Here is a 25712-nt window from a genome sequence, read left to right on the forward strand (position 1 = left end):
GGCTTTGCGCATAAAAAAGGCTGTGTCAGCGTTTTGACACAACCTCTTCTTATTTATTTAATTTCGAATAAATTCTTATTCCAGTCTACGAGAACCGTCACCGATTACTACGTCATACACTTTCGGGCTTCTGCCGAATTTAGCTTTGAAAGCAGCTTTTGTTTTTTCAACGAAGTTATCGTACAACTCATCCTTAACAAGGTTGATAGTACAACCACCGAAGCCGCCACCCATAACGCGTGAACCGGTTACACCGTACTCTTTAGCGCAGTCATTCAGGAAGTCGAGTTCTTCGCAGCTTACTTCGTACAACTTGCTCATGCCGTGATGAGTTTCGTACATCTTCTTACCTACAGTTTCGTAATCATCCTTTTCCAATGCCTCGCAAACATCGAGTACACGTTGGATTTCTTCGATTACATATTCTGCACGCATATAGTCTTCAGCGCTGATATCAGCTTTCGCTTCTTCTAGCATAGCCATTGTACAGTCGCGCAGGAATTCTACGTGCGGATGTTTTTTCTGGATAGCGGCAACAGCAGCTTCACAGCTTTGGCGACGCTTGTTATAAGCAGAAGAAGCCAATTCGTGTTTCACAACTGAATCCATCAGAACCAGACGATAACCTTCCGGATGGAATGGGAAATACTGATACTCCAGTGAACGGCAATCCAGACGGATCAAACTACCTGCTTTACCGAATACGGAAGCAAACTGGTCCATAATACCGCAGTTCACACCACAATAGTTATGTTCTGTAGCCTGGCCAACTTTAGCCAATTCAAATTTATCTATTTTGTTTTCACCGAACAGTTCGTTCAGTGCGAAAGCATACGTACTTTCCAAAGCAGCAGAAGAAGACATACCTGCACCCAGAGGTACATCACCTGCGAAAGCAGTATTGAATCCCTTCACATCAACGCCACGTTTAATCATTTCACGGCATACACCGAAAATATATCTTGCCCAGCTGGCGCGTGGAGCATCTTCTTCATTCAAACCAAATTCTACATAATCCTTCAAGTCGATAGAGTAAGCCTTTACTTTGTCAGTACCGTTAGGTTTGATTTCAGCAATCATCCCTTTGTCTACCGCTCCCGGAAAAACGAATCCACCGTTGTAGTCAGTGTGTTCACCGATCAGGTTGATACGGCCCGGAGAAGCATATAAAAATCCAGTAGTTCCGTCAAAGTGTTTAATGAATCGACTTCTTACGTATTCTGTATCCATGATATTTATATTTTAAAGGTGAATAAATTGAATTCTATTCTATGTGATTATTCCACAGGAATATCCTTATTTACATTCTTGCAACCTACCAAACCGTAGAACAACAGGTAAGCCAGAGCAGCGATAATCAACCAGTAGCTAGCCATATAACCTACAGAGTCAGAGATGCTTTGTTGGATCAACGGCAATACACCACCACCAACAACCATCATCATAAAGATTCCGGAAGCCTGTGCTGTATATTTTCCTAAGCCTTCTACTGCAAGGTTGAAGATACCACCCCACATTACAGAAGTACAAAGACCGCAAAGTACAAGGAACAAGGCACTTATAGGAACCTGTGCCATCATAAAGCCTTCGCCTACAGTGTAACCCGGCATTGAAACCGTTACATCTTTCGGAGTGAAGATAGCGATCAATACGAAAATGATAGCAGTAGCAGAAACAGCGATCAACTGTGCACGGCTGGAAACCTTACCACTGATAGCACTACTTGCAGTACGTCCCACAAGCATCAGCAACCAATAGATAGCAGCGATAGCACCACCGATAGCAGCACCGTTCATCATGATACCGGCACCTTTATCGCTTGAATCGGCAAGATAGAAGTTCAGTGTACCCGGGATACCAATTTCAATACCTACATAAATAAAGATACCGATTACACCCAGTAAAGTGTGACGGAAGCTCCATGGACTGTGAGAGAATTTTTCTTTCTTCACTCCACCTTTCTGAAGGTGTGGTTCAGGAATAGCAACAAATGAGATAACGATAAATGCAGCAACGAATACACCCATAGCAACGAAGAGCAGAGGAGCAACGTCAGACATAGCAGTACTTGAAGTAACAGTACCGATCAAAGCACCTACGAAAAGCGGAGTCAATGTACCAGACAAAGAATTAAGAGCTCCACCAGTCTGAATCAACTGGTTACCTTTGTTACCACCGCCACCGAGAAGGTTCAACATCGGGTTTACCACTGTGTTAAGCATACAAACGCAGAAACCGCAGATAAATGCACCAAGCAGATAGATTACAAAGTTTAATTTGATAACATACTCACCGAATGCGAATACTTCAGCACCTGCTCCGAATAAGCTGGAAAGATACTGTGTGAACAAACCGAGGAAACCTACTGCCATTGCAATCAAAGCAGTCTTCTTGTAACCGATCTTAACGAGCATGTTACCGGCAGGAATTCCCATAAACAGGTAAGCCAGGAAGTTCATCATATTTCCCATCATACCTAAAGTGTTCGAACCCGCATATTCATTTCTCCAGATTGTTCCGAATGGAGCAGCGAGGTTTGTTACGAAAGAGATCATCGCAAAGATGAAGAACATCGTGATAATTGCGACGAGATTACCGTTCTTTTTTTCTTGTGTCATGGTTCAAAAAAAATGTTAGTTTATAAAATTAGGTTAGTTATTTTTCAAATCTTATTCTTCTACCGTAAATTTGTAGACAGTGATCTGTTGGTATTCATCACCTGGCAGCAAGGTAGCCGATGGGAAATGAGGTTTGTTCGGAGTATCCGGGAAACACTGTGCTTCAAAGCAGATAGCGCTTCTGGCAGGGAATGTAGCTCCGTGTGCACCTTCAAATCCATTGAGCCAGTTGCCCGTATAGAGTTGTACACCCGCTTCGGTGGTATATACTTCCATGATACGTCCGCTTTCCGGGTCCTTGCAAGTGGCAGCCAGGTCGAGCGAACCGCTTTCCATCTTGTTCAGTACATAACAGTGGTCATATCCTGCACCGAAAATCAGTTGCTGGAATTTGTCGTCGATACGTTCGCCTACAGTGTGCGGAGCACGGAAATCCATCGGAGTACCTTCTACTTTGGCAATTTCACCGGTAGGGATAGAAACTTCGTCGATAGGCGTATAGAAATCAGCGTTGATCGTAACGATGTGGTTGTTAACGGTAGGAGTAGGGTTGGAAATACCGGCGAGGTTGAAGAAACCGTGGTTAGTCAAGTTAACGACTGTAGCTTTGTCGGTGGTAGCGCGGTATTCGATAGTCAGTGCATTTACTTCATTTTCCAGGCGGTAAGTCATTTCCACTTCCAGATTGCCGGGGAATCCCTCTTCGCCGTCAGCAGAAACATAGTTGAATTGCACTGTGCTCTCATCAATCTGGACAGCATCCCAAACACGGGCGTGGAAACCGGTAGGTCCACCATGCAGAGAGTTAGGTCCGTTGTTAATCGTGAGTTCATGTTCTTCGCCGAACAAGGTGAATTTTCCTTTCGCGATACGGTTGCCGTAGCGTCCGATAGTAGTGCTTAGGAAAGGTTCCGGGCTGTTGATGACGTGGTCGATGCTGTCGTGTCCGAGGATTACATTAGCATACTTACCGTTTTTGTCCGGTACCATGATAGAAAGAATGGCGCATCCGTAATTGGTTACAGCTACTTCCATTCCCTTTGTGTTTTTGAGGATAAATAAATCAGTTTTCTTATCATTTATATCCTTTTGGAAATCTTTCCGGCTGAGCCCTGATAGATTCCCTTCTGTTGGGAATGTGTTATTCATGTCTGGTATTATTAAAAATTTCCTGCAAATAAAGGGAAATTCTTTCTTACTCACAAATTATTCCGACTAAATATGACAGGTGCTTTAGGAAAGTTTAGCTTTATTACTTCATCTTCTTTGGATGCAAGGACAAAAGATGATTTCTTAAATGAATTTTCATCCTCCTTTTCTTAAAAACTGAACTATTTTTTGTATGTTTGTTCCCGGATTGTAACAATCCGAGCGAATTTAATCTAAGTTTATAACAAGAAAAACAAAAATGTATCCATTAAAATTCGAACCTATTCTGAAGCAGACGCTTTGGGGGGGCGACAAAATTATTCCGTTCAAGCATTTGAATTCAGACTTGAAAGGAGTAGGAGAAAGCTGGGAGATTTCCGGTGTTGAGAACAATGAATCCGTAGTGGCTAATGGCCCGGATAAAGGTTTAACCTTGGCCGATATGGTAAGAAAGTATCGTGAGGAACTGGTTGGTGAAGCGAATTATGCCCGTTTCGGCAATAAATTCCCACTGCTCATTAAGTTCATCGACGCCAAACAGGATTTGTCAATCCAGGTACACCCAACAGATGAGTTGGCGAAGAAACGCCACAATTCGATGGGAAAAACCGAGATGTGGTATGTGGTAGATGCCGACAAAGGAGCTAAATTGCGTTCAGGATTCTCTGAACAGATTACCCCGAAAGAATATAAAGAACGCGTGTTGAACAATACGATTACCGACGTATTGCAGGAATATGAAATTCATCCGGGTGATGTGTTTTTCCTTCCTGCCGGACGCGTGCACAGCATCGGAGCAGGTTCTTTCATCGCCGAGATTCAGCAAACTTCTGATATAACTTATCGTATCTACGATTTCAACCGTAAAGATGCGAATGGTAAAACCCGCGAACTTCACACCGATTTAGCCCGTGAAGCCATCAACTACGAAGTGTTGGATGACTATCGCACTAAATACGAACCGTTGAAGGACGAACCGGTAGAACTGGTTGCCTGCACTTACTTTACGACTTCTCTGTATGACATGACTGAAGAAATCAGTTGTGACTATTCCGAACTCGATTCATTCGTGATCTTTATCTGTATGGAAGGATCATGCAAGATGAGAGACAATGAAGGTAATGAACTGACTGTTAGTGCAGGAGAATCTATCCTGTTGCCTGCTACCACGCAAGATGTCACTATCACTCCCGAAGGAGGAAATGTGAAATTGCTGGAAACATACGTATAAAACGAGAAAAACATAAAAAATGAAGGGGCATTCTTCTGAAGGATGTCCCTTATTATTCGGTAAAGTGGTAAAATATAGGCAAGAAAATGTGCAGAATACTATGCATTGTCCATGAAATCGATGATGAGAGCCATCATTTTTAGAAGTCTTTTTTCTAAATCAATATTGGGAGTGCTACTTCCTCCATGGGTATTGTTGTTTCTTGTAGAGTTTAATTCCAATAATGTCATGAAATGCCGGTTTGTGGTACGGGCGAACATCCATGATCCAATTCGTGCATATGATCCCAATTCTAACTCTTTTTCTGTACGACTACCTTGTGTTTGTTGGATCAAGTTGCCTTCCATATATTGTCATATATCATTTTTAGCTGTTCAGAACAATTAATATCCTTTCCTTTTGTGTCTTCGCAATAAATATCCTTTTTATTCTTGATTTTGATATACATTCCAGTACTTGTTTCTGCGAAAAGTTCTAGTATCTGATAATATGACAAGTAAGCATACCGTAAATACCTTTCATCGAAACGATAATTCGTCAACATTACCCAAGCTATTTCTATTTGTTCCTTTATATTATAAAGCATCCTTTCTCTAATAGGAACACTTATTGTGCTTGTTTTATCGTTTAATCTGTCCAAAATCTGTTTTTCATTTTTTGCCACTTGCTTGAGAAAACGACTTTTAGAGATTGCGTCAACAGACTGTTTTAATAACTCTTCCAGTTTTTCTTTAGAACAACTTTTATCAAAAATAGATTCTTTAGTGATGTAAGCAAATACATTTCTGTTTAAAGCATATTGCAGGTTCCACGCCTTATTGGAGGCTGTCACGATGATAATTTGGATTCCCTTATCAAGTGTTTGTAGCACATTGATAACATCAAAGCTGGAGAAGTCTGTTTTCTTTTTAAAGTCATCTTGCAGTAGCCGGATGTCAAGTAATACTAAATGATACGGTTCAAACGGCCTTTCTTCAATCGCTTCCTTTACTTTCTGGAGTAAGGTCGCTTTGGTGTCGGATGCATAATCAAAGTCTTTCAGGGTGTTTACTTCAATGTTGGAGTAGTGAGAAAATAATGCCTTGTAAAGTTCACCCCATCCTTTATCTGCTTCATCATCAATAATGAGAATGCGCTTTTTTTCCGACCCTGACTCTGATGAATACGGAGGATAATCAATCGTAACTTTAACGTCAGATTCGGGGTGTTGCGATATAACATACCTGTAATATAAATTCCTTTCAATATGATTTGCTATCGCTGGTTTGATATTCAGACATGTAGACCATTGGTATAAAGACCATTCGCTCGTTATAGAATGATGGGAAAGATAGTTGTTAGGTTGAGGTATATGAGTTTTTTCTAGATATGCTTCATAATTTTCCAGATGTTTATAGCTCTGAATATTGTCAATGACATTTTTCACTTTTTCTTTAGAGTAAGATAAAAGTTCCACCGCCGGAGTCTGTAGAATGGAGGAATAATCTGAAAGACGTAATAATTCAGTGATATTTTCTGAACCAATTAAGAAAATGGGTAGCTTTCCTACTCCTTCACCTCTGGTTATAATACGTATATAGTGTGCCATCTGAAGTCCTTGCAATTCTATAGCATTATCAGATAATGTGTTCATAATAAAAATGGCTGTGACTCCTTCCTTTTTGTAGCTTTCTGATAAGTCATTGAATGTCAGGTAAAATCTTTCATCAACAGTGCGTCCGGAAGTGGCTAAACGGATGTTTTGAAAATAATCAAGTTGCGAAAATACATTTTCTTTATAGTAAATCAAGGCCGGTTTCATATTTTTTGTTTTATAAGTGAGGATATACTATTAATCTGTTCGCGCAATAGAGTCGGATTGTACTCTTTATCTTCATGCACACATTCGGTTAGCGAAGCATTGTCGGCTAATTCTAATACATAGCTGTCTAAATCAAGTTCGGAATATGTCCGCGTGTCGTCTTCGGATTCAAGCCATTCTATCAATTTATTTCTTGTATTCATTAATATGGCAACTTCATAATCTTCTCCGAATTCTATTTTTTCAAGTATCAGCGGATTTTCTGCTTTTATATCTTGCACTATGCATGGCAATGCCTGTGTGTAAAATTTGTCGACGCTCAGTTGCAATACATTATCACTCATGTAGGAGTAGGAATAACGTCCGGAAAAGAAAATGAGTGGAATACTGTTTTTCCGGCATATCTCTTTTAACTGCTCCTCTATTTTTTCTACAAATGTGTGATGGCAACAAATAATTGCATATTCTGCCATATTAAATGTTTTGTTGTTGGAACGAACTCCTTCAATAAAAGTATTACATTCATTCCCTGTCAGGATGTGAAGCTGGTCGCAGTTCTTCAGTGTGTTGTTTACTTCCTCATTTATTGAAGCAAGCTCTTCCCGCCGTGTTTTCTTTTCATCTATAATTAGGATTTTCATAAGCATAATGTTTATATATACGGATTCGGTGAGTGAATCCCTTTACTCCATCTGAAAGCAAAGGTTCCGCTATTGTCCGATCAGGCTGAATACTATTTAAATAATTGATGCGGAATGCTCCATCTTTACATTGTGTTTCCACATACCAGTCGCATAAGTTTGCCATTTTTCTTTTCAATTCACAAAAATCTCCAGATTCAGTTTCCTGGATCAGTTGTAGGTGAGTGGCATAATAATCCGAATCCTTTTGACAAAGTAGGATATCTACATAATCAGAACCAAGGTCTTCAACTCTAACGAGAATGTCGGGAAACTGCTTCCTTTGTGCCATATCATGTAGTATGTCAGATAGAATATTACGTATCATATATACGTTTGTATATAATTTGACATCTGTTAGTTCAAACGTAACATGAAAATCGAAATTTAAATATTGCCTGACTAGTTCTCGTAGAAGTTTCTTTAGTTGGCGTGTTTCCGGTCTGAGCTGAAATTCAGATTTAAATAGCTCTACGATATCGCTGAAATAGTTCAATTTTACATTATTTGCTATTTCGCGTTTATTTTCCGGAATCGGACAATCGAAAGGAGAACGCTCCGGATGTTCAGAACACCATGCTTTTAGCCATGAAGAACTCCATCCGGATTTTATTTTATATTGCCCCCATCCTCTGTTGTTGAGGGGATTATGTAGAAAACCGTAAAAACAATAAAAAAGATTTTTATCTATTGTTTTAAAACGTCCGGTTATCTCTTTAAATGCAATTTGTTCCTTTCGGATAAAATCCTCATACCCTTCAAATTTGCAATTGTCCGCATTTCCGTCCCAGATATGAGTGATAAATTTGAGCGGATCGTTTTGCTGAAATTCTCATATAAAAAGGATGGTAGTAGTGTGGCATTGTGTATTGGTTCCTTAAAGACAGTCTGTGTGGGAATGTCAGATGCTTTTAAAGTTAAACAAGACAGAGCTTTGGTAAGTGAAGTATAGAGGGGGGTGTCTTTTAATAGATGTATATTGATATTTGTACTAATTGTTTTATACCATTTATTTAGCTCTTCTATACTTAATTTAGAGTTTTGTACCGCATCACAGAAGTCGAGTATATTCTTTTTCCATTCTTTCCATTGAGGAATATATAAGTAGATAAATTTGTTTCGCAATGTTTTATAAGTAGCATCACTGTTTCCTTTTATCATCTGCATATATTGGATTTTTCCATTTAAATAATGGGATAATTGAGGTATGTCGGAATGGTTGCCTTTCGTTTTCTTTATATCTGAAGCGAGATACATCTGCGCGCGTTCATATCCATACCGTTCCCATAGATATAAATATAACCGAATCTCTTTGACATACGATTTTGAGACATTGACCTTCTCATTGATTGTTAAGCCGCAAACAGTTTGCCTGTATCCTCTGCCTTCTGCTCTGGTTTTGGAAGGCTGAATTTGAAAGTTCTGTCCCGAAATGATCCTGACTAGTTCTTGCTGGAACTCTGTGTTGTTTGCGATGTCCTGATAGGATGAGAAAGTTATATCATCTGCATAGCGTGTATATCTAGCACTGAATCTTTTGGCAAGTCCGGTAAGCTTTCGATCCAGACGCAGGCTTACAATGTTGGACAAAATGGGAGAAGTCGGTGCGCCTTGAGGTAAGAAGGTTCTGCTGCCGTCATTAGTACAACATATATTGGCTATACAATAAGCTATCCTTTCTTTATCTCCATTCAGATTGAATGGAGGTAATGATAGACAAGCCTTTACCCGATAAAGAGAAATAGAAGTAAAAAAGTCTTTTAAATCTAAATGAAAAACATAAGGCATTCTTACGTGTGGTTTTGTTGCGTCACTTATGTTTTGTCCCAAAATAAACCCCTTAGCGGCAGGATGAGGGTGATAAAGACTGGACAGGATAAAGTTCAGACATATTTGCAGACGTTTTAAGTCTTTTACAGGTGCTTGTATCTCACGCGTTTTTCCGTTCTTTTTAGGAATTAAAAACTTGTAATATGCATCTTTAGCTAATTTATAGTTACTAAAGTAAGTCACGTCTTTTAGTGGAATTCTTTTATGTGTACCTTTACATAAGAATGACCAAACCTCATTCATTAGTTTAGTCAAATCCGCAACAGTCTTTATTTCTTGAAAAGACCGGGTTACTTGCTGACGTATCTTAATCTCTTGCTCTGTCATTAAAATAAGGAAAGTATACTAAAAAAATTCTTTATGTATAAACGAGCACGCAGAGCGGTCTGCGACTACGGCAAATGATAAAACCTATAGTCTTCCGAAGAAGACATCAAGCCGATCTGTTAATTTCTTAACCAGCTTGCTAAATTCAATTTATGTAATAGTATACCTTCCTTGTGTGCAAAGATAAGATTTTCGTTTGAAATAGGAAAGAATTAGAAAGTTTTTCGTTCTTTTGCCGCTTGCCAAATGGTATAATATACAAAATAACTAATGATGTAATGAGGAACAAAAATGGATTTAGCCGATGTGCAGAGTTCTACATCGGCCGTTTGCGAAAGGAGGGACGCTATTCTACGGCGCATGTCTACAAGAATGCTCTCTTCTCTTTCAGCAAGTTTTGCGGCACGCTCAATGTGTCGTTCAGACAAGTCACCCGGGAAAGTTTACGACGCTACGGGCAGTATCTTTACAAGTGTGGCTTGAAGCCCAATACGATCTCTACGTATATGCGTATGCTTCGTAGTATTTATAACCGGGGAGTAGAAGCGGGCATTGCGCCATACGTGCCGCGATTGTTTCATGATGTTTATACCGGTGTCGATGTTCGCCAGAAGAAGGCCCTGCCTGCTGTCGAATTGTATAAGCTTCTGTATGAGGACCCCAAGTCGGAGCGTTTGCGTCGTACACAGGCTATTGCTGCCCTGATGTTCCAGTTTTGCGGAATGTCGTTCGCAGATTTAGCCCACCTGGAGAAATCGGCACTCGATCAGAATGTGTTGCGATACAACCGTATCAAAACTAAAACCCCGATGAGTGTGGAAGTACTTGATACAGCCAGGGAAATGATTAACCAGCTTCGCAATAGGGAAGATGCACAACCCGATTGTCCGGATTATCTGTTTGACATCCTTAGCGGCGATCAAAAACGTCTGGATGAAAGAGGGTACCGGGAATATCAGTCCGCTCTTCGCCAATTCAATAATTGTTTGAAGGACTTGGCAAGAGCTTTGCATTTGCAATCTCCCGTCACTTCCTATACACTTCGCCATTCTTGGGCAACGACAGCGAAGTATCGGGGAGTACCTATTGAAATGATTAGTGAATCATTGGGCCATAAATCTATAAAAACCACACAAATCTATTTGAAAGGCTTTGGACTTAAAGAACGTACGGAGGTAAATAAAGGGAATTTATCTTACATTAAAAACTGTTGTGTAGGCAGGGTAAAAAGTGCAAAGTGTTAGTATTCAGAATTAAAGTATGTGTGTTACTTCTTAGGTAACGGAACTTAAATTTGACGCAAAGATAGACAAAAACATAAATAGTAAGCAAATATTCTTCCACTTTTTTTCGTTTTATCTGAAATATAGGAAAAAAACTATCCGAACATGAAATAACTTTGTTTTCATGCTCTAAACTTTTTATTGCCTAATCTCTGGATTTTTCCTGTTGAGTATTAGGCAGTTCCTTTCTTGTGCCCTATTCCTATATGTGATTTCCATTTTTATAGAGACGCGCGCCTTGTGTGTGTATTGTCCGTTACCTAAGAAGTAACGGACATACATGAGGTAAAAAAACATGATTTTAACAAAGCCGAAATCAATTAGTGCTGGGCCTAGCGATGGGACAGGGGAAGGCGTAGCACACTCTAAACGCTGGTATGTTGCTCTGGTTCGTATGCATCACGAGAAGAAAGTAGCCGAACGTTTAGATAAAATAGGGATTGAGAATTTTGTTCCTGTTCAGCAGGAAATTCATCAGTGGAGTGACCGGCGCAAGATGGTTGAGTCTGTCCTTCTTCCAATGATGGTGTTTGTACACGTTAATCCGAAAGAGCGCAAAGAAGTTCTAAGTTTTTCTACAGTGAGCCGTTATATGGTGATGCATGGTGAGAGCTCTCCAGCGGTGATTCCAGATGAGCAGATGGCTCGTTTTCGTTTCATGCTCGACTATTCAGAGGAAGCTATTTGTATGAACAGCTCTCCTTTGGCACGTGGTGAGAAGGTTCGTGTTGTGAAAGGACCTCTGACCGGGCTGGTTGGTGAACTGGTCAATGTCGATGGCAAAAGCAAGATTGCCGTCCGGCTGAATATGCTGGGATGCGCATGCGTCAATATGCCTATTGGTTATGTCGAGGCTATCTGTGAGAAAAACTAATCCAGTCATCATTTATCCACCATTTACATGAATACGAAATTATCCGGTGCTTTTGCACTGATATTCTTTTTCTTCTTTCTCTCGGCTTGCCAGTCCTATAAGAAAGTACCTTACTTACAGGATGCGGAGATTTTGAAACAGGCGAATACGCAAGTTGCGCCTGTTCAGGACGCAAGGCTGATACCGGGTGATGAAGTTTCCATTCTTGTTTCCACTTCCGATCCGGTTGTTTCGCAGCCTTTCAATGCGCAAGGCAGTACGTTTCTATTGGACGATCAGGGAAATATCAATTATCCGGTTTTAGGTAAACTTCCTTTGAACGGTTTAACAAGTCGTGAAGCTGAAAACCTGATAACGGATAGACTGAAATCTTACGTGAAAGAAAGACCTACGGTAGTAGTCCGTATGTCCGGCTTTAAAGTTTCAGTTTTGGGCGAAGTGGCCTCTCCCGGTGTTTATCCGGTAGTGAATGAGCAGATCAATGTGCTCGAGGCCCTTGCCATGGCAGGAGATTTGACTATTTATGGTGTTCGTGATAATGTGAAACTAATCCGCGAAGACAAGAACGGGCATAAACAGTTTGTTACACTCAATCTGAACGACGCGGATTTGTTGTTATCTCCTTACTATCAGTTGCAACAGAATGACATCCTATATGTCACTCCCAATAAAACCAAAGCACAGAGCGCGGACATCGGAACAAGTACTACGATGTGGATTTCGGGATTTTCCATCTTAGTGTCAATTGCCAGTCTGTTGGTCAATATACTTAGATGATCCTTACAACTCTCCATATTCTTTGATACAGTTAAAACACGGACATTCCTTCATCGGATTTAAATCATGATGGCCTACAATCAATGCTTTGGGGAATCTTTTCCTCAATTCGCGGAGCAAAGCGAGCAAGGAACCTCGTTGCGCCAATGTACGTGTGTCTTGGGGACGTCCGGCAATATCCAGCCCTCCTTCGTAACAAATACCTATCGAATGGGTGTTATGGTCACGGCAGTGTGCCCCGACCTTTTCCAGAGGACGGCCCTGGCAAATTTCTCCATCGCGGGTGATGTAGAAATGGTAACCGATGTCACGGAATCCACGGTGTTGGATATGATCTTGTCGGCAAGCCTCCGCCGAAAGGAATTTTCCTTCCGGCGTGGCACTGCAATGAATGATAATCAGCGTGATGGTGCGCATGGGGCTACATACAACTTTGTACTCCGATCAGGCCTCCGATAGCGGTGGCAACGGTGATAATCACTTTGATAATGAAGCTCCATACGGAACGGGGAGAAGATGAATTACTCATGACATTGTTTTTTTAAGATTAAAAATTGGATTTAAATAAGTCCTTCACTAAATGAAGGACTTACAGGAACTAAGGAATAGGAATTAGGCAGCCGGGTCAGGTGCTTCACCGCTTCCGCCCGGATTCGGATTGGGCGTATTGCCTGAATCGGAACCTCCACCGGGGGTAGTTGGTTTCTGATATTCGGCCTGTTGTTTCAACTGGCTGTCAAGTTTCAGGTTGGTGGTTGACAAATTACCGGTAGCACGGGCTTTCAGACGCATACCAGTGATGTTTTTCTCCAATGAGAAATCTTCCAGTGTTTCAGCCGCCTTACTTCGGATGCCCACACCAAAGATGGCAAGGTCGTCGATTTTCACACATTTGCCGTCGAGCAGCAGTTCCTTGATACAGTCTACCATGTCGGAAAGCACACCTTTGATGACCCCACCGGAATACGGTGAATTGTGTTTCGACATGTGTTCGGCAAGCTTGGCCAAATCAAACGTCTCGTCGCTTACTGCACGGGCGAACCACTTGCCTGCATTCAGGCCTTTTTGCTGTTGGTTTTGATAAATTTTGTAACGAATCATAAAACAATAAATTAAAGGGTTAAACATTGTGTCCGGGGGATTCTTTTCCCTTTCGACGATACAAAGATACAACCCTGAAACCCGCAGAAATCAATAGTCTACAGTTGCACGCGATTATTGTCAATTATACGCAGTAACGGTCGGTTATTCAATGGAAAAACGTAGGATATGTGAATATGTTTTGTTGTTTTTGTAACTGTAAATCAGAAACTTATTCATCATGAACGAATTCAAAATACGCGCCTACGGCCGCATGGAACTGGCTCAACTTTATTCTCCGGAACTAACTGACATTGCTGCATATCGAAAGATGAAGAAATGGATCTCTTTATGTCCCGGACTTCTGCAACGCCTGTACGACTTAGGTTACGAATCAAAGCGCCGCTCATTCACCCCGTTGGAGGTGAGAGTGATTGTAGATGCCTTGGGAGAACCTTAGAAGAGCGGAAAAGTAAAGCACCGCTTTAGCAGTCGTAAAGCTATGCTTTACCACCTCTAAAGCGCCGCTTTAGGATTCATGAAACGTCCTGTTGTTATATAAATGCAAAAAATGCACTTTTTTCGAGGGCTCCCTAACACACGCACACATGCGTGCGCGTATAAACGCCTTTATCGTCTGTATTGATAAGCAATCCTTTTTTTATCAGACGGTTCAGCCAGCTAAGAGCAGTGTTAGGTTTGATTTTCATCTTTTCAGCCTGCTCCAACAACTGTGTGCGGGTGAACTGGTTGCCCATCATTTCAAAAAGTGCATCCCGGTCGGCATTGGCTCTATGTTTGACCTCTGTGGAAGGAAGAAAAGACAAGATATGTGTGGCATGACGATAGAGCGGAGTTACAAGCTCCAGCACCGCATGGAAATCTTCAGCGGTGATTGTCACATCCCAACGGGTGATAATGCCGTCTTTGATATTATCGGCGGCAATCTCCTTGTCAGGGGTCAGCAGAGGGGAGGAAGAATCCTTGAACTGATAAGGCTGGTCGCATTCCAATGCACGAATCATAGCTATTTCTGCCATGATACGGCATGTATTGACAGCCAGTCGGGCTATGGAACTGCTCATTTCGTTATCGTTGGCAAGTCCCGAACGGAAAAAAAGATCGGCAAAGAGGGCATTGAACTCTTGCTTTTGCTCATCAGTGAGCCGGAGCGTATGAAGCCCGTGTGCTTTCATCAGGTCCAGTTGCTTTTTCCATTCCAGGCCTATGCCTGTGAAGATGGCTTCCAGATCGGTTTCGCCACTTTCAAACTGGTTGATCCATGTCCATATACCGTGCATATAATAAAACAGTTGGCGCGAGAAAAGACCGTTCTCTGTCGAGGGAATGAGTGGTTTTACTTGTGCGGGTGTGCCGGAAAGCAGGAGGGAGAGATAGCTTTTCTTTACCTCCCGGTATTCCTGGTCGGTGCGCCGGTTGTACGACAGACGATCGTGGTCGAATGCTTTGCGGAGTGTATCGCTCCAGTGTCCATATTCAGAACCGATAGCAGCGGAGATGGTATCCGCTTCGGTTTCGCAGATAAGTCCTGTGCCGTTGGCATCCATGATATTTTGCAGAATACCTGTTCCGGTGTTATTGCCCGAGATGAGAAACATTTTATTCTTGGGCATTTGAGGAGCTTCCACTTTGCAGCGCTCCTTTCCCATGGTATCATAGGCGGCTTTCTCTTTTTTGTAGGCCTTGACCTCTTCCGCTACTTTTTGGCGGATCTCGTCATGAATAGGCTCTACAAGCAGCCGGATGAACGAAAGAATTCCCTTACCCGAGGCGGAAGGAGCTACAATAAAACTTTGCAGGCAAGGAGACTGGAGTTTGCCGGCGTATGGACATCTCACATATCGCTCCATGCTGGCACCTATGGCGGTCAATGCTCCGAGCAGCATGACATCGCGTTGTGTGGGGCTGGTGGCATAACTCATGATGAGCAACAGGATTTTCGGCCAGTCCGCTTCGGTGAAAGAGGGCAATGGCTGGTTCGGGTCACTCCCGTCCTGCAGCTCTTCGGATTCGTCCGGTTCTTCATTGTCCACCTTATTATACACGTGCGTGTGTGTGAGATTTTTGGACGGTGCATTTCCTGCATTTTTTGCATTTTTCCGGTGGTTCATCATTTCCTCTTTGCAGAGAGTCACACCCGCCCTTTCAGCAAGATGGAATGCAGTGCCCAGATGGACATCTCCATGCCGGGTAGTAAGTGCATTGGAGAATATCCGTTCGGCATGTTCCCGTTCGTACTTGGCAGACACCCGGCACAACCGATGGAAAAACTCGCGTCCCGCTTCTCCGCAATCCGTTGCGATGGCGAACGCCAGTTGTACATATTCAGCATACGTAGGGGCAATATCCGCTCCTGCAGTTTCAACCGCCTCACAGAGGCGGCATAACGATTCAATTTCGTCCATAATTTTAATTTATAGTTTTTAATATCTAATTATTTGTTGTTTCTAAACAACGCTCCCGGATCATGACTAAGAAAACAAGACCTAACAATGTCCTTACCGGAAAAGTCTACCCCTTTGCGTTTTTCTCCGAATGGAGGAGGTGTTTCAGTACCATAGAGCAACACAGTGAACATCATTGCCAGTTTCATATTTTCGATGATACTGTTTGTGTCGTTAGCAATGGGTAAATGATCGTAGGGTACGAATGCTTTCACACCCCGTCCGCTGGGACTGATAAACGTGAGTACAGGATGCAGAAGGTGGTCATTAAACAATGTACTGCGCATTTCCACTGCCTCCTGATAGGAATCGAGATGGTCGATATCTACCACCACCAGATGTGAAGAAGCTACGAAACATTTGCTGTTGCGATGCGAGAACGTACCACAGGGAGTCACATAAGGCAATAGTGATGCTTTTGCTGTCCGTATATCTCCGGAATTGCGTACTTGTCCGGTCAGAATTTTGAGATTCTCGTTGCAGGTTATTATTTGAAAAACTTGTTCTACGGAGACTTCGCAAGAGGGAATAAGTGTTGCAGGAGTAACAATCCGTCCCTGTTCATTTTTGATGGGAGCAATGGGAGGCATGAAATAAGACATTCTAAAATCGTTTGTCATAATGTTTATTATTTGAAGTTATCGCCTTGAATTTTCAAAACGCGGTGCGAAGGTAGAAATAGCTTTTAAATATATCGTTCAGACATGTCTGAACGGATATGCATAAAATTAACATATAATACAATGTATTTAACAACTAATAAAATTATAAACATGAAAAAATTTAATCATCCCGTACTGGGCCATTTCATCGCAGAGCAGTTTGAACGTGCTCACTTGTCAATAGAGGCTATGCGTAAAGAAATCCACATGGGAAAACCCACTTATTACAAGATGACATCTGGGGAGATTTACGTCTAAGTGATTTTACCCGTCTTTTTTCCTATTACTATGACAATCTCACAAAAGAAGAGTTTCGAGCCAAAATGGTAGAATGGGGAGAACTTTATATTGAGTATAGGGAGAAAAATGAGGATATGGATGAAAATCTAAATCAAGAATAAAGTAATGCAGGAAGTCCAACGTTTTAATAAAGTCCTAAAATCTTTTGTCCTTTCAGGGGACGTCATCTTACTGAACTTACTGTTGTGGGTGTTTGGTTCTCTTTGGGGAAACCGTTCTCCTTTTGAGTTTTCCATGCCTCTTTTCCAGAACATGGCTTTGATGACTTTATGTTATCTGGTTTGCAACATTCGTTCCGGAGTGATCCTTCATCGTCCGGTGGTTCGTCCGGAGCAAATAATGCTTCGGGTGGCCCGGAATATGATTCCTTTTGTCTTGATAGTCTTTGGGCTTTCATACATATTCCATTTTGAATGTGTCAATCTGCGTCAGTTGGGGATATTTTATGTAGTTCTCATTATCGTTATCATTTCCTATCGTCTGACGTTCCGATCTATTCTGGAACTTTATCGCAAAAGTGGGAAAAATGTCCGAAAGGTAGTACTGGTGGGTAGCCATGAAAATATGCAGGAACTTTATCATTCCATGACGGATGATCCGACATCAGGATATCGTGTACTGGGGTATTTTGAAGATTTCCCATCAGACCGCTATCCTATGAATATTGCATATTTGGGGCAGCCGTGCGAAGCTGTTGATTATTTGACCCGTAATGCGGGAAAGGTAGACCAACTTTATTGCAGTCTTCCTTCCGCCCGTAGTGCTGAAATTGTGCCGATTATCAACTATTGCGAGAATCATCTAATTCGTTTTTTCAGCGTTCCCAATGTCCGGAACTATCTGAAACGGAGAATGTATTTTGAAATGTTAGGTAATGTCCCGGTACTTTCTATCCGTCGTGAGCCACTTGAGTTATTGGAAAATCGTATTGTGAAACGTAGCTTTGATATTGTTTGCTCGCTACTATTCCTTTGTACTCTTTTCCCGATTATATACATCATTGTGGGACTGGCTATAAAGATAAGTTCTCCTGGACCTGTCTTTTTCAAACAGAAACGAAGTGGTGAAGATGGTCGTGAATTTTGGTGCTATAAGTTCCGTTCGATGCGGGTGAATGCTCAATGTGATACATTACAGGCTACAGAACATGATCCTCGTAAAACCCGTATCGGTAATCTGATTCGCAAGACGAATGTGGATGAACTTCCCCAATTTATTAATGTACTGAAAGGGGATATGTCTTTAGTGGGTCCCCGTCCGCACATGTTGAAGCACACAGAAGAATATTCCCATTTGATAAATAAATATATGGTTCGTCATTTTGTTAAACCGGGTATTACAGGTTGGGCACAGGTGACAGGTTTTCGTGGAGAAACGAAGGAACTTTGGCAGATGGAAGGACGTGTGCAACGTGACATCTGGTATATCGAGCATTGGACGTTCATTCTGGACTTATATATCATGTATAAGACTGTATATAATGTAATCCGTGGGGATAAAGAGGCTTATTAGGTGAGGAATTGGAAATTGAGTAAAAATTAAATCAATAGTTGTAAAATTACATGAGTAGGTGGTTATGAGAAAACTGAAACGATTGACTTTGGGTGTGTTACTTGCTTTTTTGCTGGTATCCTGCCAATCATATAAGAAAGTGCCTTATTTGCAGGATACGGCTTTTGTGAATGATACAGAACAGAGTGTTCGTCAGACAGGTGTGAAGGTTATGCCCAAGGATTTGTTGACGATTGCCGTATCTTGTTCTACTCCGGAACTGGCTGCACCTTTCAATCTGGTAAATTCGGGTACTGCTAGTGGAACGGAGGGAAAGATGGTAGGACAAGGAAACGCATCACCTGCTCTACAGCAGTATTTGGTAGATAATCAGGGGAATATCAACTTTCCAGTATTGGGTGAGATTCATGTAGGTGGATTGACTAAACTGGAGATAGAAAATCTGATTATAGATAAGTTGAAGGTTTATTTGAAAGAAGTACCGCTTGTAACTGTGCGTATTGTTAATTACCGAATTTCGGTATTGGGGGAGGTTGCCAAGCCTGGTAGTTTTGTGATCTCTAATGAGAAGATTAATTTGCTGGAAGCACTCGCTATGGCAGGTGATTTGACTATTTATGGTATGCGTGATAATGTGAAATTGATCAGGACAGGGCAAGATAACAAGCAGGAAATTATTACTATGGACTTGAATAAGGCTGAAACGGTACTGTCTCCTTATTATCAGTTACAGCAGAATGATATAATTTATGTGACACCTAATAAGACTAAGGCTAAGAATTCGGATATAGGAACCAATACGGGATTATGGTTTTCTGCTACTTCTATCTTGGTTTCACTTGCAAATATATTGGTAATTTTATTAAATAAGTAATTAGTAATGAAAGAGAATGAGAATTCGTATAACAATAATATGAGTGAATTAGACGAAGAGAAAGTAAATTATCAGGAAATTCTCTTTAAGTATATCATTCACTGGCCTTGGTTTATTGCTTCGGTTTTAGCTTGTTTGATTGGCGCTTGGGTGTATTTGCATTTTCAAACTCCTGTGTATCAGGTCTCTGCATCTATCATGATAAAGAATGATAAAAAGAATGGTGGTGGAAATACTGCAGATTTGGAAAGCTTGGGATTAGGTGGGGTGATTACTTCTACGCAGAGTATTGATAATGAGATAGAAGTGCTACGCTCAAAAACAATACTGAAAGAGGTCGTTAATAATCTGGAACTTTATATTACTTACTATGATGAGGATGAGTTTCCTAAAAAGGAACTGTATAAAACCTCTCCCGTAATTGTGAATTTGACGGCACAAGAGGCGGATAAATTGCCAAATGTAGCTTTGGTTGATATGAAGTTATCTCCAGAGGGTGGTCTGGATGTGAATCTAAAGATAGGCTTGAATGAATATAATAAGCATTTTGATAAACTTCCAGCAGTGTTACCTACGGATGCAGGTACATTTGGGTTTACATTGAAAGATTCTTTATCAAATGGGAAGATAGTAGGGCAAAGTGTAGTACGAAATATCAGCGCTGTAGTTAGTCAGCCTTTTGGGGTGGCAAAAGGATATCAGTGGGCATTGGAAATAGCACCTACCTCAAAAACGACTTCTGTAGCAGTTGTTTCATTGATGAATACGAATATACAGCGGGGACAGGACTTTATTAATAAGTTAATGGAAATGTATAATCGGAATACGAATAATGATAAAAATGAGGTTGCCGAAAAGACGAGAGAGTTTATCAATGAACGTATTAAGATTATTGATGAGGAACTTGGCACTACAGAGGATAAGCTGGAAGCTTTTAAAAGAAATGCAGGATTGACGGATATCAGTAGTGATGCCCAATTAGCAGTATCGGGAAATGCTGAATATGAAAGAAAACGTGTAGAAAATGGAACTCAAATTAATTTAGTTCGTGATCTTAATAAATATATCAATAATCCGTCGAATGAGTATGAAGTATTACCTAGTAATATTGGTTTATCCGATAATGGTTTAACTACTCAAATAGATCGTTATAATGAATTGATTATTGAACGTAAGCGTTTACTTCGTACTTCTACGGAAAGCAACCCGATGATTGTAAATCTGGATACAAGTATTCGTGCCATGAAAGCAAATGTAAAAGCTGCTATTGATGGGACTTTACAAGGCTTGCTTATCGTGAAGGCTGATCTGGATCGTGAGTCCAGTCGTTTTTCCCGTCGTATCAGTGATGCTCCGGGACAGGAGCGCCAGTATGTAAGTATTGCACGTCAGCAGGAAATCAAGGCTGGGCTTTATCTGATGCTTTTGCAGAAACGTGAAGAGAATGCTATTACTTTAGCCGCTACTGCGAATAATGCGAAGATTATTGATGAGCCAGCAGCTGAAGGTGCTCCAGTTTCTCCTAAGCCTAGGATAATCTACTTAATTGCTTTAGTGGTAGGAGTGGGATTGCCTGTTAGTATTATTTTTTTAATTGGTTTGACTAAATTTAAAATAGAAGGGCGTGGTGATGTAGAGAAGTTAACAAGTCTGCCTATTGTAGGTGATGTACCGTTGACAGAAGAAGCAAATGGTTCTATTGCTGTGTTTGAGAATCAGAATACTTTAATGAGTGAAACTTTCCGTAATCTCCGTACTAATCTTCAGTTTATGCTTGAGAATGATCAGAAAGTGATTTTAGTGACTTCGACAGTTAGTGGTGAAGGTAAATCTTTTATTTCTTCCAATCTAGCAATAAGTCTTTCTTTATTAGGAAAGAAAGTAGTGATTGTGGGGCTTGACATTCGCAAGCCCGGTTTGAATAAAATTTTTAATATTCCGAGGAAAGAGCAGGGAATTACTCAATATCTGTCGAATCCGGACAAGAATCTGATGGATTTCGTTCAGCCTTCGGATGTTAGTAAGAATTTGTTTATTCTTCCAGGAGGAACTGTACCACCTAATCCAACAGAGTTATTAGCTCGTGATAGTTTGGATAAAGCGATTGAGGTATTGAAAAAGAACTTTGATTATATAATTTTGGATACTGCCCCGGTTGGTATGGTAACTGATACTTTGCTCGTAGGTCGTGTGGCTGATTTGTCAGTTTACGTATGTCGGGCAGACTATACTCGGAAAGCAGAGTTTACCTTGATTAATGAATTGGCTGATAGTAATAAGTTGCCTAATCTTTGTACTGTAATCAATGGTTTGGATCTTCAGAAGAAAAAGTACGGCTATTATTACGGTTACGGTAAGTATGGCAAATATTATGGCTATGGTAAGCGTTATGGCTATGGTTATGGCTATGGGGAGACACACCATGGTGGTAAGGGAGAAAGGACAGAAGAATAGACGAATGTGATTTTGGAGAAGACAAATGAATTATATAATATGAGAATTAAACAATTACGCATAAAAGGTAGAATCATAAGATTATTTAGGCTTATTGTAAATACAGGTTATATGCTTTTGCATAAAAGAGCAGATGAGATTGTACTTAATGTGTCTATGAATTTGTTGTGTAATAAAGTGTTTCATAGTAATATAGGTGATGACATAAACTATTATCTTATAAAAGAATTGAGTCATAAACGTATATTGAATTATTGGGATTTTTTCAATCTACGGGAGCAGCCTAATTTTATGGTTATAGGTTCGATAATAGGTTGGATGACAAATAAAGATAGTATCATTTGGGGGAGCGGAGTGCGGGAACCGGATAATCCTTTGCCAGCTATTCCTCGTAAGGTATTGGCTGTTAGGGGGCCGCTTACACGCAAATACTTGATCTCACAAGGGGTGGAGTGCCCGGAGATATATGGAGATCCCGCTTTATTGTTACCTAAGATTTACCCTCTTCCATTTGTAAATAAAAAATATCTAATAGGGGTGATTTTACATAAAAATGATCTAGGTAATTCTATTATAAAGGAATTTATTGAAAGAGAAAGAAACAAGGCGAGACAGATTGATATTAAACATTATAAGGATTGGAGGCAAGTGATAAAAGAGATCGTAGAATGTGAAATGATTATATCTAGCTCATTGCATGGTCTGATTCTGTCTGATGCGTATCATATTCCCAATATTTGGATTAAATTCTCTGATGAAACCTTTGATGGAAGTTTTAAATATTTGGATTATTTCGCTTCTGTGAAAAGGCCGATCGATAGACCACTAATCATACGATCACGTTTGGATTTATCGGATTTGCTTCAATATAAAGATAGTTATTCTCCTATTACTTTTGATGCTCAAAAATTGTTGTCTGTCTGTCCGTTTATAGATAATAACAAAATTTTACCTTAATGTCAGGAAACGATAGAATCGCAAAGAATACAATATTCTTATATTTTAGAATGTTGTGTACAATAGTCGTATCATTATATACATCACGAATTATTCTCCAAACATTGGGTGTCAATGATTATGGTATTTATCAAACTGTGGGTGGAGTAGCAGGTTTATTAAGTTATATTATTAATGGTTCATTGGCATCCGGTTCATCGCGATTTATTACATTTGAAATGGGGAGGAGAGATAAGGGAAAGCTAAGTGATACTTTTTCCTCTTTATTGACTGTACATCTATTATTCGGCGTGGTCGTTGCTTTATTGGCAGAAACTATCGGATTATGGTTTTTATATAATAAATTAGTCATTCCCCCGGAACGATTTTCCGCTGCTGTATTTACATATCATTTATCTATATTAATGTCTATTGTCGGTATTACGCAGGTGCCATATACCGCTGTGATTATTGGACATGAGAAAATGAATATATATGCTTATACGAGCATTATTGAAGCTATATTGAAATTACTGCTTGTATATATACTCATGGTTTCCGATTGGGATAAATTAATGCTTTGCGCTTCATTGCTTTTTGTGGTTCAATGTGGTATTACTTTTTTTTATCGTTATTACTGTATTCGTCATTATGAGGAATCTCATTACCATTTCTCTTTTGACAAGTCTATTATAAAGAAAGTACTCGGCTTTTCATCGTGGAATTTGGTAGAAAACACTTCTATTTCATTAAATGCTCAAGGTACTACTATTCTTCTTAATATGTTTTTTAATTCGGGCATAGTGACAGGACGTTCAGTGGCCAATATTGTTTCTATGACAGCTAATTCATTTGTTAACAATTTCCGAACAGCAGCAAATCCGCAGATCGTTAAGAGGTTTTCGGCAAATGATTTTGATGGCAGTAAGCATTTATTGCTAATATCAACAAAATATTCATATTTTTTAATGTTGATATTAGCATTTCCAGTCTTTTTAGTTGCAAAGCAATTATTATATCTTTGGCTGGGACAAATACCTGATTATTCTGTTGTATTTCTGCAATTCGCAATTGTTACTACGCTTTTTGGAGTGTTTGACCAATCGTTTTACAGTGCGTTTACAGCAAAAGGTCAGATAAAGGAAACTACTATATGTTCCATTTGTGTCGGCTATTTATCCTTTCCTGTCATCTATGTTTTGTTCAAGTTAGGTTATTCTCCAGTTTCATTGTCCTGGGTCATGTTATTTTCATCTCTGATACTCGCTATTTTTATAAAGCCTTTCCTACTGGTGAAAATTATGGGATATACGTGGACAGATATTTTTGTTTTATTTAAATCTTGTATCATAGTAACTGTTGTTTCTGTGCCTATACCATTACTGTTATATATATTTAGAAATACATTGTTTCACACGCCATATTTGGATTTTTTTATCCTCTCAATAAGCGGCGTAGTTTGCGTAGCTTTGGCTGTTTGGTTTTTGGGTTTGGATGATGGCATACGTAAGAGAATACAAAACAATATTAAGATAAAGTTATTAAAAAGAAAATGATGAACTCGAGAATTGAACACATTGACTGTTTGAGAGGACTAGCCATTTTTTAACATTCTAATATGATACCTAAAATAATACATTATTGTTGGTTGAGTAACGACCCGATGCCTGCAGAGCTCAAACGTTGCATTAAAAGTTGGAAGAGAAAGCTTCCTGATTATAAAATAAAGAAATGGGATACACACAATTTTGATATTTATTCCATCCCTTTTGTAGCAGAAGCATGTAAGATGCGAAAATGGGCATTTGCTTGTGATTATATTCGTGTATATGTACTTTATACGGAAGGGGGAATATATATGGATTCAGATGTTTTTGTCAGGAATAGTTTAGACTTTTGTCTTGCTAACAGGGCATTTAGTGCGGTAGAGTGTTATCCGGACTTAGTGGAGAAAATTTATGCTGAAGGGTCGGTTGATGCGGAAGGTAACAAAAGAAAAGATATTCAATATATAGACGGAATTCAGATTCAGGCGGCTATTCTTGGTGCGGAAAAAGGACATCCTTTTATGAGGGATTGTATGAACTATTATCATGATAAGCATTTTATATTGCCGGATGGTTCATTGAATAATAAAATTATTTCTCCTTTTATTTTTGCAAATATTGCGATTGATTATGGTTTCAAATTTAAGGATGAAGAACAGGATTTGAAGAGTGGATTAAAAATTTATTCGTCAAGTTTGTTTGCAAGTAATATGGAGCTTATAACAGAGAAAGCCGTTGCAATACATTGCTGTGCCGGTAGTTGGCGTTGGATGCCTTCCTCATCAATGGCGTATGCTGTGCAGTATATGAAAGAAATAATCAAAAACATACTTTTCAGATTACATTTGAGAGGCGGCAAAACTAGAGGAACTTTGAAATAATTTGTATTTTTATTATGCGTATAGATTCACTTGATATTTTAAAAGGGATAGGTATTATCCTTGTGGTAGTTGGTCACATGATTGGGAATCAACTATATATCCGTCCATGGATATATGCATTTCACATGCCTCTTTTTTTCATGCTATCGGGATACTGCTTCAATATAGCGAAGCATCCTCAATTGTTACCGTTTGCTGTAAGTAGGGTTTGGACACTTCTCGTTCCTTGTGTTCTATATACGGTGGTTAGTCTTGTAGTTTCTCCGGAATATATTTGTGAAGGGAGATATTATGAACTGAAGACATTGCTTCCCGGCGCACTTTGGTTTCTTCCAATATTATTTATAGTAGAAGTTCTAGGGTATAACGTGGCTCGCTTTAAGGGGGGGTGGTAAAAATATTTGTCATATTGCTATGCGTGGTCTTAGCTG

General features: G+C 40.0%; 26 protein-coding genes. 13 read left to right on the plus strand and 13 right to left on the minus strand.

Annotated features, from left to right (window positions below; all coding sequences use genetic code 11):
* Nucleotides 1–75: 75 nt before the first annotated feature.
* The 3 genes from galK to DWZ47_RS25275 are packed head-to-tail and all read right to left on the minus strand — an operon-like array spanning nucleotide 76 to nucleotide 3767.
* Nucleotides 76–1230, minus strand: a complete 1155-nt coding sequence (galK, locus tag DWZ47_RS25265) for a galactokinase (protein ID WP_004297463.1) — start codon at nucleotides 1228–1230, stop codon at nucleotides 76–78.
* Nucleotides 1231–1277: 47 nt separating this feature from the next.
* Nucleotides 1278–2618 (minus strand): MFS transporter, encoded by a 1341-nt coding sequence (locus DWZ47_RS25270; protein ID WP_008644046.1) that lies wholly within the window; start codon nucleotides 2616–2618, stop codon nucleotides 1278–1280.
* 51 nt (nucleotides 2619–2669) lie between these two features.
* Nucleotides 2670–3767 (minus strand): aldose epimerase family protein, encoded by a 1098-nt coding sequence (locus DWZ47_RS25275; protein ID WP_004307294.1) that lies wholly within the window; start codon nucleotides 3765–3767, stop codon nucleotides 2670–2672.
* 259 nt (nucleotides 3768–4026) lie between these two features.
* Between DWZ47_RS25275 and DWZ47_RS25280 the strand changes: the two genes are divergently transcribed.
* Nucleotides 4027–4998, plus strand: a complete 972-nt coding sequence (locus DWZ47_RS25280; RefSeq protein WP_117515077.1) for a type I phosphomannose isomerase catalytic subunit — start codon at nucleotides 4027–4029, stop codon at nucleotides 4996–4998.
* A gap of 98 nt (nucleotides 4999–5096) precedes the next feature.
* Here DWZ47_RS25280 and DWZ47_RS31150 read toward each other — a convergent pair whose 3' ends face one another.
* Genes DWZ47_RS31150 through DWZ47_RS25295 form a run of 5 tightly spaced genes read right to left on the minus strand, consistent with a single transcriptional unit; the run spans nucleotide 5097 to nucleotide 9636 of the window.
* Complete coding sequence (locus DWZ47_RS31150; RefSeq protein ID WP_233525106.1) at nucleotides 5097–5345, minus strand: hypothetical protein; 249 nt, start codon at nucleotides 5343–5345, stop codon at nucleotides 5097–5099.
* Nucleotides 5330–6799 carry a response regulator gene (locus tag DWZ47_RS25285; protein ID WP_233525107.1) on the minus strand — a complete coding sequence of 490 codons (1470 nt, stop codon included), beginning with the start codon at nucleotides 6797–6799 and terminating at the stop codon, nucleotides 5330–5332. Before DWZ47_RS25285 ends, DWZ47_RS31150 begins: the two co-directional genes overlap by 16 nt.
* Nucleotides 6796–7440, minus strand: coding sequence for a hypothetical protein (locus DWZ47_RS25290; RefSeq protein ID WP_117515079.1), 645 nt, complete (start codon nucleotides 7438–7440; stop codon nucleotides 6796–6798). The genes DWZ47_RS25285 and DWZ47_RS25290 overlap by 4 nt, the downstream gene beginning before the upstream one ends.
* Complete coding sequence (locus DWZ47_RS31420; RefSeq protein WP_410492100.1) at nucleotides 7418–8281, minus strand: hypothetical protein; 864 nt, start codon at nucleotides 8279–8281, stop codon at nucleotides 7418–7420. The genes DWZ47_RS25290 and DWZ47_RS31420 overlap by 23 nt, the downstream gene beginning before the upstream one ends.
* Nucleotides 8188–9636 (minus strand): reverse transcriptase family protein, encoded by a 1449-nt coding sequence (locus DWZ47_RS25295; RefSeq protein WP_233525109.1) that lies wholly within the window; start codon nucleotides 9634–9636, stop codon nucleotides 8188–8190. Before DWZ47_RS25295 ends, DWZ47_RS31420 begins: the two co-directional genes overlap by 94 nt.
* Nucleotides 9637–9914: 278 nt before the next feature.
* Between DWZ47_RS25295 and DWZ47_RS25300 the strand changes: the two genes are divergently transcribed.
* The 3 genes from DWZ47_RS25300 (at nucleotide 9915) to DWZ47_RS25310 (ending at nucleotide 12570) form a co-directional block, all read left to right on the plus strand.
* Complete coding sequence (locus DWZ47_RS25300) at nucleotides 9915–10880, plus strand: tyrosine-type DNA invertase cluster 3b (protein WP_004319272.1); 966 nt, start codon at nucleotides 9915–9917, stop codon at nucleotides 10878–10880.
* 334 nt (nucleotides 10881–11214) lie between these two features.
* Nucleotides 11215–11793, plus strand: a complete 579-nt coding sequence (locus tag DWZ47_RS25305) for a UpxY family transcription antiterminator (RefSeq protein WP_117515081.1) — start codon at nucleotides 11215–11217, stop codon at nucleotides 11791–11793.
* 27 nt (nucleotides 11794–11820) lie between these two features.
* Nucleotides 11821–12570 carry a polysaccharide biosynthesis/export family protein gene (locus tag DWZ47_RS25310; RefSeq protein ID WP_004319269.1) on the plus strand — a complete coding sequence of 250 codons (750 nt, stop codon included), beginning with the start codon at nucleotides 11821–11823 and terminating at the stop codon, nucleotides 12568–12570.
* A gap of 3 nt (nucleotides 12571–12573) precedes the next feature.
* Here the strand turns inward: DWZ47_RS25310 and DWZ47_RS25315 are convergent, their stop codons facing one another.
* From DWZ47_RS25315 to DWZ47_RS25320, 3 genes are all read right to left on the minus strand, one after another.
* Entirely contained in the window at nucleotides 12574–12987 is a 414-nt protein-coding gene (locus DWZ47_RS25315) for an N-acetylmuramoyl-L-alanine amidase (RefSeq protein WP_004313206.1), read from the minus strand.
* Nucleotides 12988–12991: 4 nt separating this feature from the next.
* Nucleotides 12992–13099, minus strand: coding sequence for a smalltalk protein (locus DWZ47_RS30480; RefSeq protein WP_004297473.1), 108 nt, complete (start codon nucleotides 13097–13099; stop codon nucleotides 12992–12994).
* An 83-nt stretch (nucleotides 13100–13182) separates the two neighbouring features.
* Nucleotides 13183–13671: a DNA-binding protein gene (locus DWZ47_RS25320; RefSeq protein WP_004319266.1), complete on the minus strand. Its 489-nt coding sequence runs from the start codon at nucleotides 13669–13671 to the stop codon at nucleotides 13183–13185.
* 220 nt (nucleotides 13672–13891) lie between these two features.
* On the opposite strand from DWZ47_RS25320, the gene DWZ47_RS25325 reads away from it, so the two are divergent.
* Nucleotides 13892–14110, plus strand: a complete 219-nt coding sequence (locus tag DWZ47_RS25325) for a DUF4248 domain-containing protein (protein WP_004297475.1) — start codon at nucleotides 13892–13894, stop codon at nucleotides 14108–14110.
* Nucleotides 14111–14243: 133 nt separating this feature from the next.
* On the opposite strand, the gene DWZ47_RS25330 is transcribed toward DWZ47_RS25325, so the two are convergent.
* Entirely contained in the window at nucleotides 14244–16076 is a 1833-nt protein-coding gene (locus DWZ47_RS25330; RefSeq protein ID WP_117515083.1) for a DUF3987 domain-containing protein, read from the minus strand.
* Nucleotides 16077–16105: 29 nt separating this feature from the next.
* Nucleotides 16106–16735: a BT4734/BF3469 family protein gene (locus DWZ47_RS25335; RefSeq protein WP_117515085.1), complete on the minus strand. Its 630-nt coding sequence runs from the start codon at nucleotides 16733–16735 to the stop codon at nucleotides 16106–16108.
* 153 nt (nucleotides 16736–16888) lie between these two features.
* Here DWZ47_RS25335 and DWZ47_RS30760 point away from each other — a divergent pair, with 153 nt between their 5' ends.
* The 8 genes from DWZ47_RS30760 to DWZ47_RS25370 all read left to right on the plus strand — a co-directional run bounded on the left by DWZ47_RS30760 (nucleotide 16889) and on the right by DWZ47_RS25370 (nucleotide 25676).
* The gene (locus tag DWZ47_RS30760; RefSeq protein WP_162487412.1) at nucleotides 16889–17035 is read left to right on the plus strand and encodes a hypothetical protein; all 147 of its coding nucleotides are present in this window, start codon (nucleotides 16889–16891) and stop codon (nucleotides 17033–17035) included.
* Between the two features lie 147 nt (nucleotides 17036–17182).
* A complete protein-coding gene (locus DWZ47_RS25340; RefSeq protein ID WP_117515087.1) occupies nucleotides 17183–18589 on the plus strand; it encodes an undecaprenyl-phosphate glucose phosphotransferase in 1407 nt (468 codons plus the stop codon).
* Between the two features lie 58 nt (nucleotides 18590–18647).
* Entirely contained in the window at nucleotides 18648–19463 is an 816-nt protein-coding gene (locus DWZ47_RS25345; protein ID WP_117515089.1) for a polysaccharide biosynthesis/export family protein, read from the plus strand.
* Nucleotides 19464–19469: 6 nt separating this feature from the next.
* The gene (locus tag DWZ47_RS25350) at nucleotides 19470–21917 is read left to right on the plus strand and encodes a GumC family protein (RefSeq protein WP_117515091.1); all 2448 of its coding nucleotides are present in this window, start codon (nucleotides 19470–19472) and stop codon (nucleotides 21915–21917) included.
* A gap of 39 nt (nucleotides 21918–21956) precedes the next feature.
* Nucleotides 21957–22874, plus strand: a complete 918-nt coding sequence (locus tag DWZ47_RS25355) for a polysaccharide pyruvyl transferase family protein (protein ID WP_233525110.1) — start codon at nucleotides 21957–21959, stop codon at nucleotides 22872–22874.
* Nucleotides 22874–24409 carry an MATE family efflux transporter gene (locus tag DWZ47_RS25360; RefSeq protein WP_004313215.1) on the plus strand — a complete coding sequence of 512 codons (1536 nt, stop codon included), beginning with the start codon at nucleotides 22874–22876 and terminating at the stop codon, nucleotides 24407–24409. The genes DWZ47_RS25355 and DWZ47_RS25360 overlap by 1 nt, the downstream gene beginning before the upstream one ends.
* A 62-nt stretch (nucleotides 24410–24471) precedes the next feature.
* Nucleotides 24472–25281, plus strand: coding sequence for a glycosyltransferase family 32 protein (locus tag DWZ47_RS25365; RefSeq protein ID WP_032849305.1), 810 nt, complete (start codon nucleotides 24472–24474; stop codon nucleotides 25279–25281).
* Between the two features lie 77 nt (nucleotides 25282–25358).
* A complete protein-coding gene (locus DWZ47_RS25370; RefSeq protein WP_233525111.1) occupies nucleotides 25359–25676 on the plus strand; it encodes an acyltransferase family protein in 318 nt (105 codons plus the stop codon).
* Nucleotides 25677–25712: the final 36 nt, after the last annotated feature.

This window comes from Bacteroides sp. AF32-8BH, from assembly GCF_003435205.1.
In the GTDB taxonomy this organism is placed as follows: Bacteria; Bacteroidota; Bacteroidia; order Bacteroidales; family Bacteroidaceae; genus Bacteroides; species Bacteroides ovatus.

Coding starts and splice junctions, on each gene's coding strand:
- galK (WP_004297463.1), bottom strand. CDS start 1,230: ATGGATACAGAATACGTAAGAAGTCGATTCATTAAACACTTTGACGGA.
- DWZ47_RS25270 (WP_008644046.1), bottom strand. CDS start 2,618: ATGACACAAGAAAAAAAGAACGGTAATCTCGTCGCAATTATCACGATG.
- DWZ47_RS25275 (WP_004307294.1), bottom strand. CDS start 3,767: ATGAATAACACATTCCCAACAGAAGGGAATCTATCAGGGCTCAGCCGG.
- DWZ47_RS25280 (WP_117515077.1), top strand. CDS start 4,027: ATGTATCCATTAAAATTCGAACCTATTCTGAAGCAGACGCTTTGGGGG.
- DWZ47_RS31150 (WP_233525106.1), bottom strand. CDS start 5,345: ATGGAAGGCAACTTGATCCAACAAACACAAGGTAGTCGTACAGAAAAA.
- DWZ47_RS25285 (WP_233525107.1), bottom strand. CDS start 6,799: ATGAAACCGGCCTTGATTTACTATAAAGAAAATGTATTTTCGCAACTT.
- DWZ47_RS25290 (WP_117515079.1), bottom strand. CDS start 7,440: ATGAAAATCCTAATTATAGATGAAAAGAAAACACGGCGGGAAGAGCTT.
- DWZ47_RS25295 (WP_233525109.1), bottom strand. CDS start 9,636: ATGACAGAGCAAGAGATTAAGATACGTCAGCAAGTAACCCGGTCTTTT.
- DWZ47_RS25300 (WP_004319272.1), top strand. CDS start 9,915: ATGAGGAACAAAAATGGATTTAGCCGATGTGCAGAGTTCTACATCGGC.
- DWZ47_RS25305 (WP_117515081.1), top strand. CDS start 11,215: ATGATTTTAACAAAGCCGAAATCAATTAGTGCTGGGCCTAGCGATGGG.
- DWZ47_RS25310 (WP_004319269.1), top strand. CDS start 11,821: ATGAATACGAAATTATCCGGTGCTTTTGCACTGATATTCTTTTTCTTC.
- DWZ47_RS25315 (WP_004313206.1), bottom strand. CDS start 12,987: ATGCGCACCATCACGCTGATTATCATTCATTGCAGTGCCACGCCGGAA.
- DWZ47_RS30480 (WP_004297473.1), bottom strand. CDS start 13,099: ATGAGTAATTCATCTTCTCCCCGTTCCGTATGGAGCTTCATTATCAAA.
- DWZ47_RS25320 (WP_004319266.1), bottom strand. CDS start 13,671: ATGATTCGTTACAAAATTTATCAAAACCAACAGCAAAAAGGCCTGAAT.
- DWZ47_RS25325 (WP_004297475.1), top strand. CDS start 13,892: ATGAACGAATTCAAAATACGCGCCTACGGCCGCATGGAACTGGCTCAA.
- DWZ47_RS25330 (WP_117515083.1), bottom strand. CDS start 16,076: ATGGACGAAATTGAATCGTTATGCCGCCTCTGTGAGGCGGTTGAAACT.
- DWZ47_RS25335 (WP_117515085.1), bottom strand. CDS start 16,735: ATGACAAACGATTTTAGAATGTCTTATTTCATGCCTCCCATTGCTCCC.
- DWZ47_RS30760 (WP_162487412.1), top strand. CDS start 16,889: ATGAAAAAATTTAATCATCCCGTACTGGGCCATTTCATCGCAGAGCAG.
- DWZ47_RS25340 (WP_117515087.1), top strand. CDS start 17,183: ATGCAGGAAGTCCAACGTTTTAATAAAGTCCTAAAATCTTTTGTCCTT.
- DWZ47_RS25350 (WP_117515091.1), top strand. CDS start 19,470: ATGAAAGAGAATGAGAATTCGTATAACAATAATATGAGTGAATTAGAC.
- DWZ47_RS25355 (WP_233525110.1), top strand. CDS start 21,957: ATGAGAATTAAACAATTACGCATAAAAGGTAGAATCATAAGATTATTT.
- DWZ47_RS25360 (WP_004313215.1), top strand. CDS start 22,874: ATGTCAGGAAACGATAGAATCGCAAAGAATACAATATTCTTATATTTT.
- DWZ47_RS25365 (WP_032849305.1), top strand. CDS start 24,472: ATGATACCTAAAATAATACATTATTGTTGGTTGAGTAACGACCCGATG.
- DWZ47_RS25370 (WP_233525111.1), top strand. CDS start 25,359: ATGATTGGGAATCAACTATATATCCGTCCATGGATATATGCATTTCAC.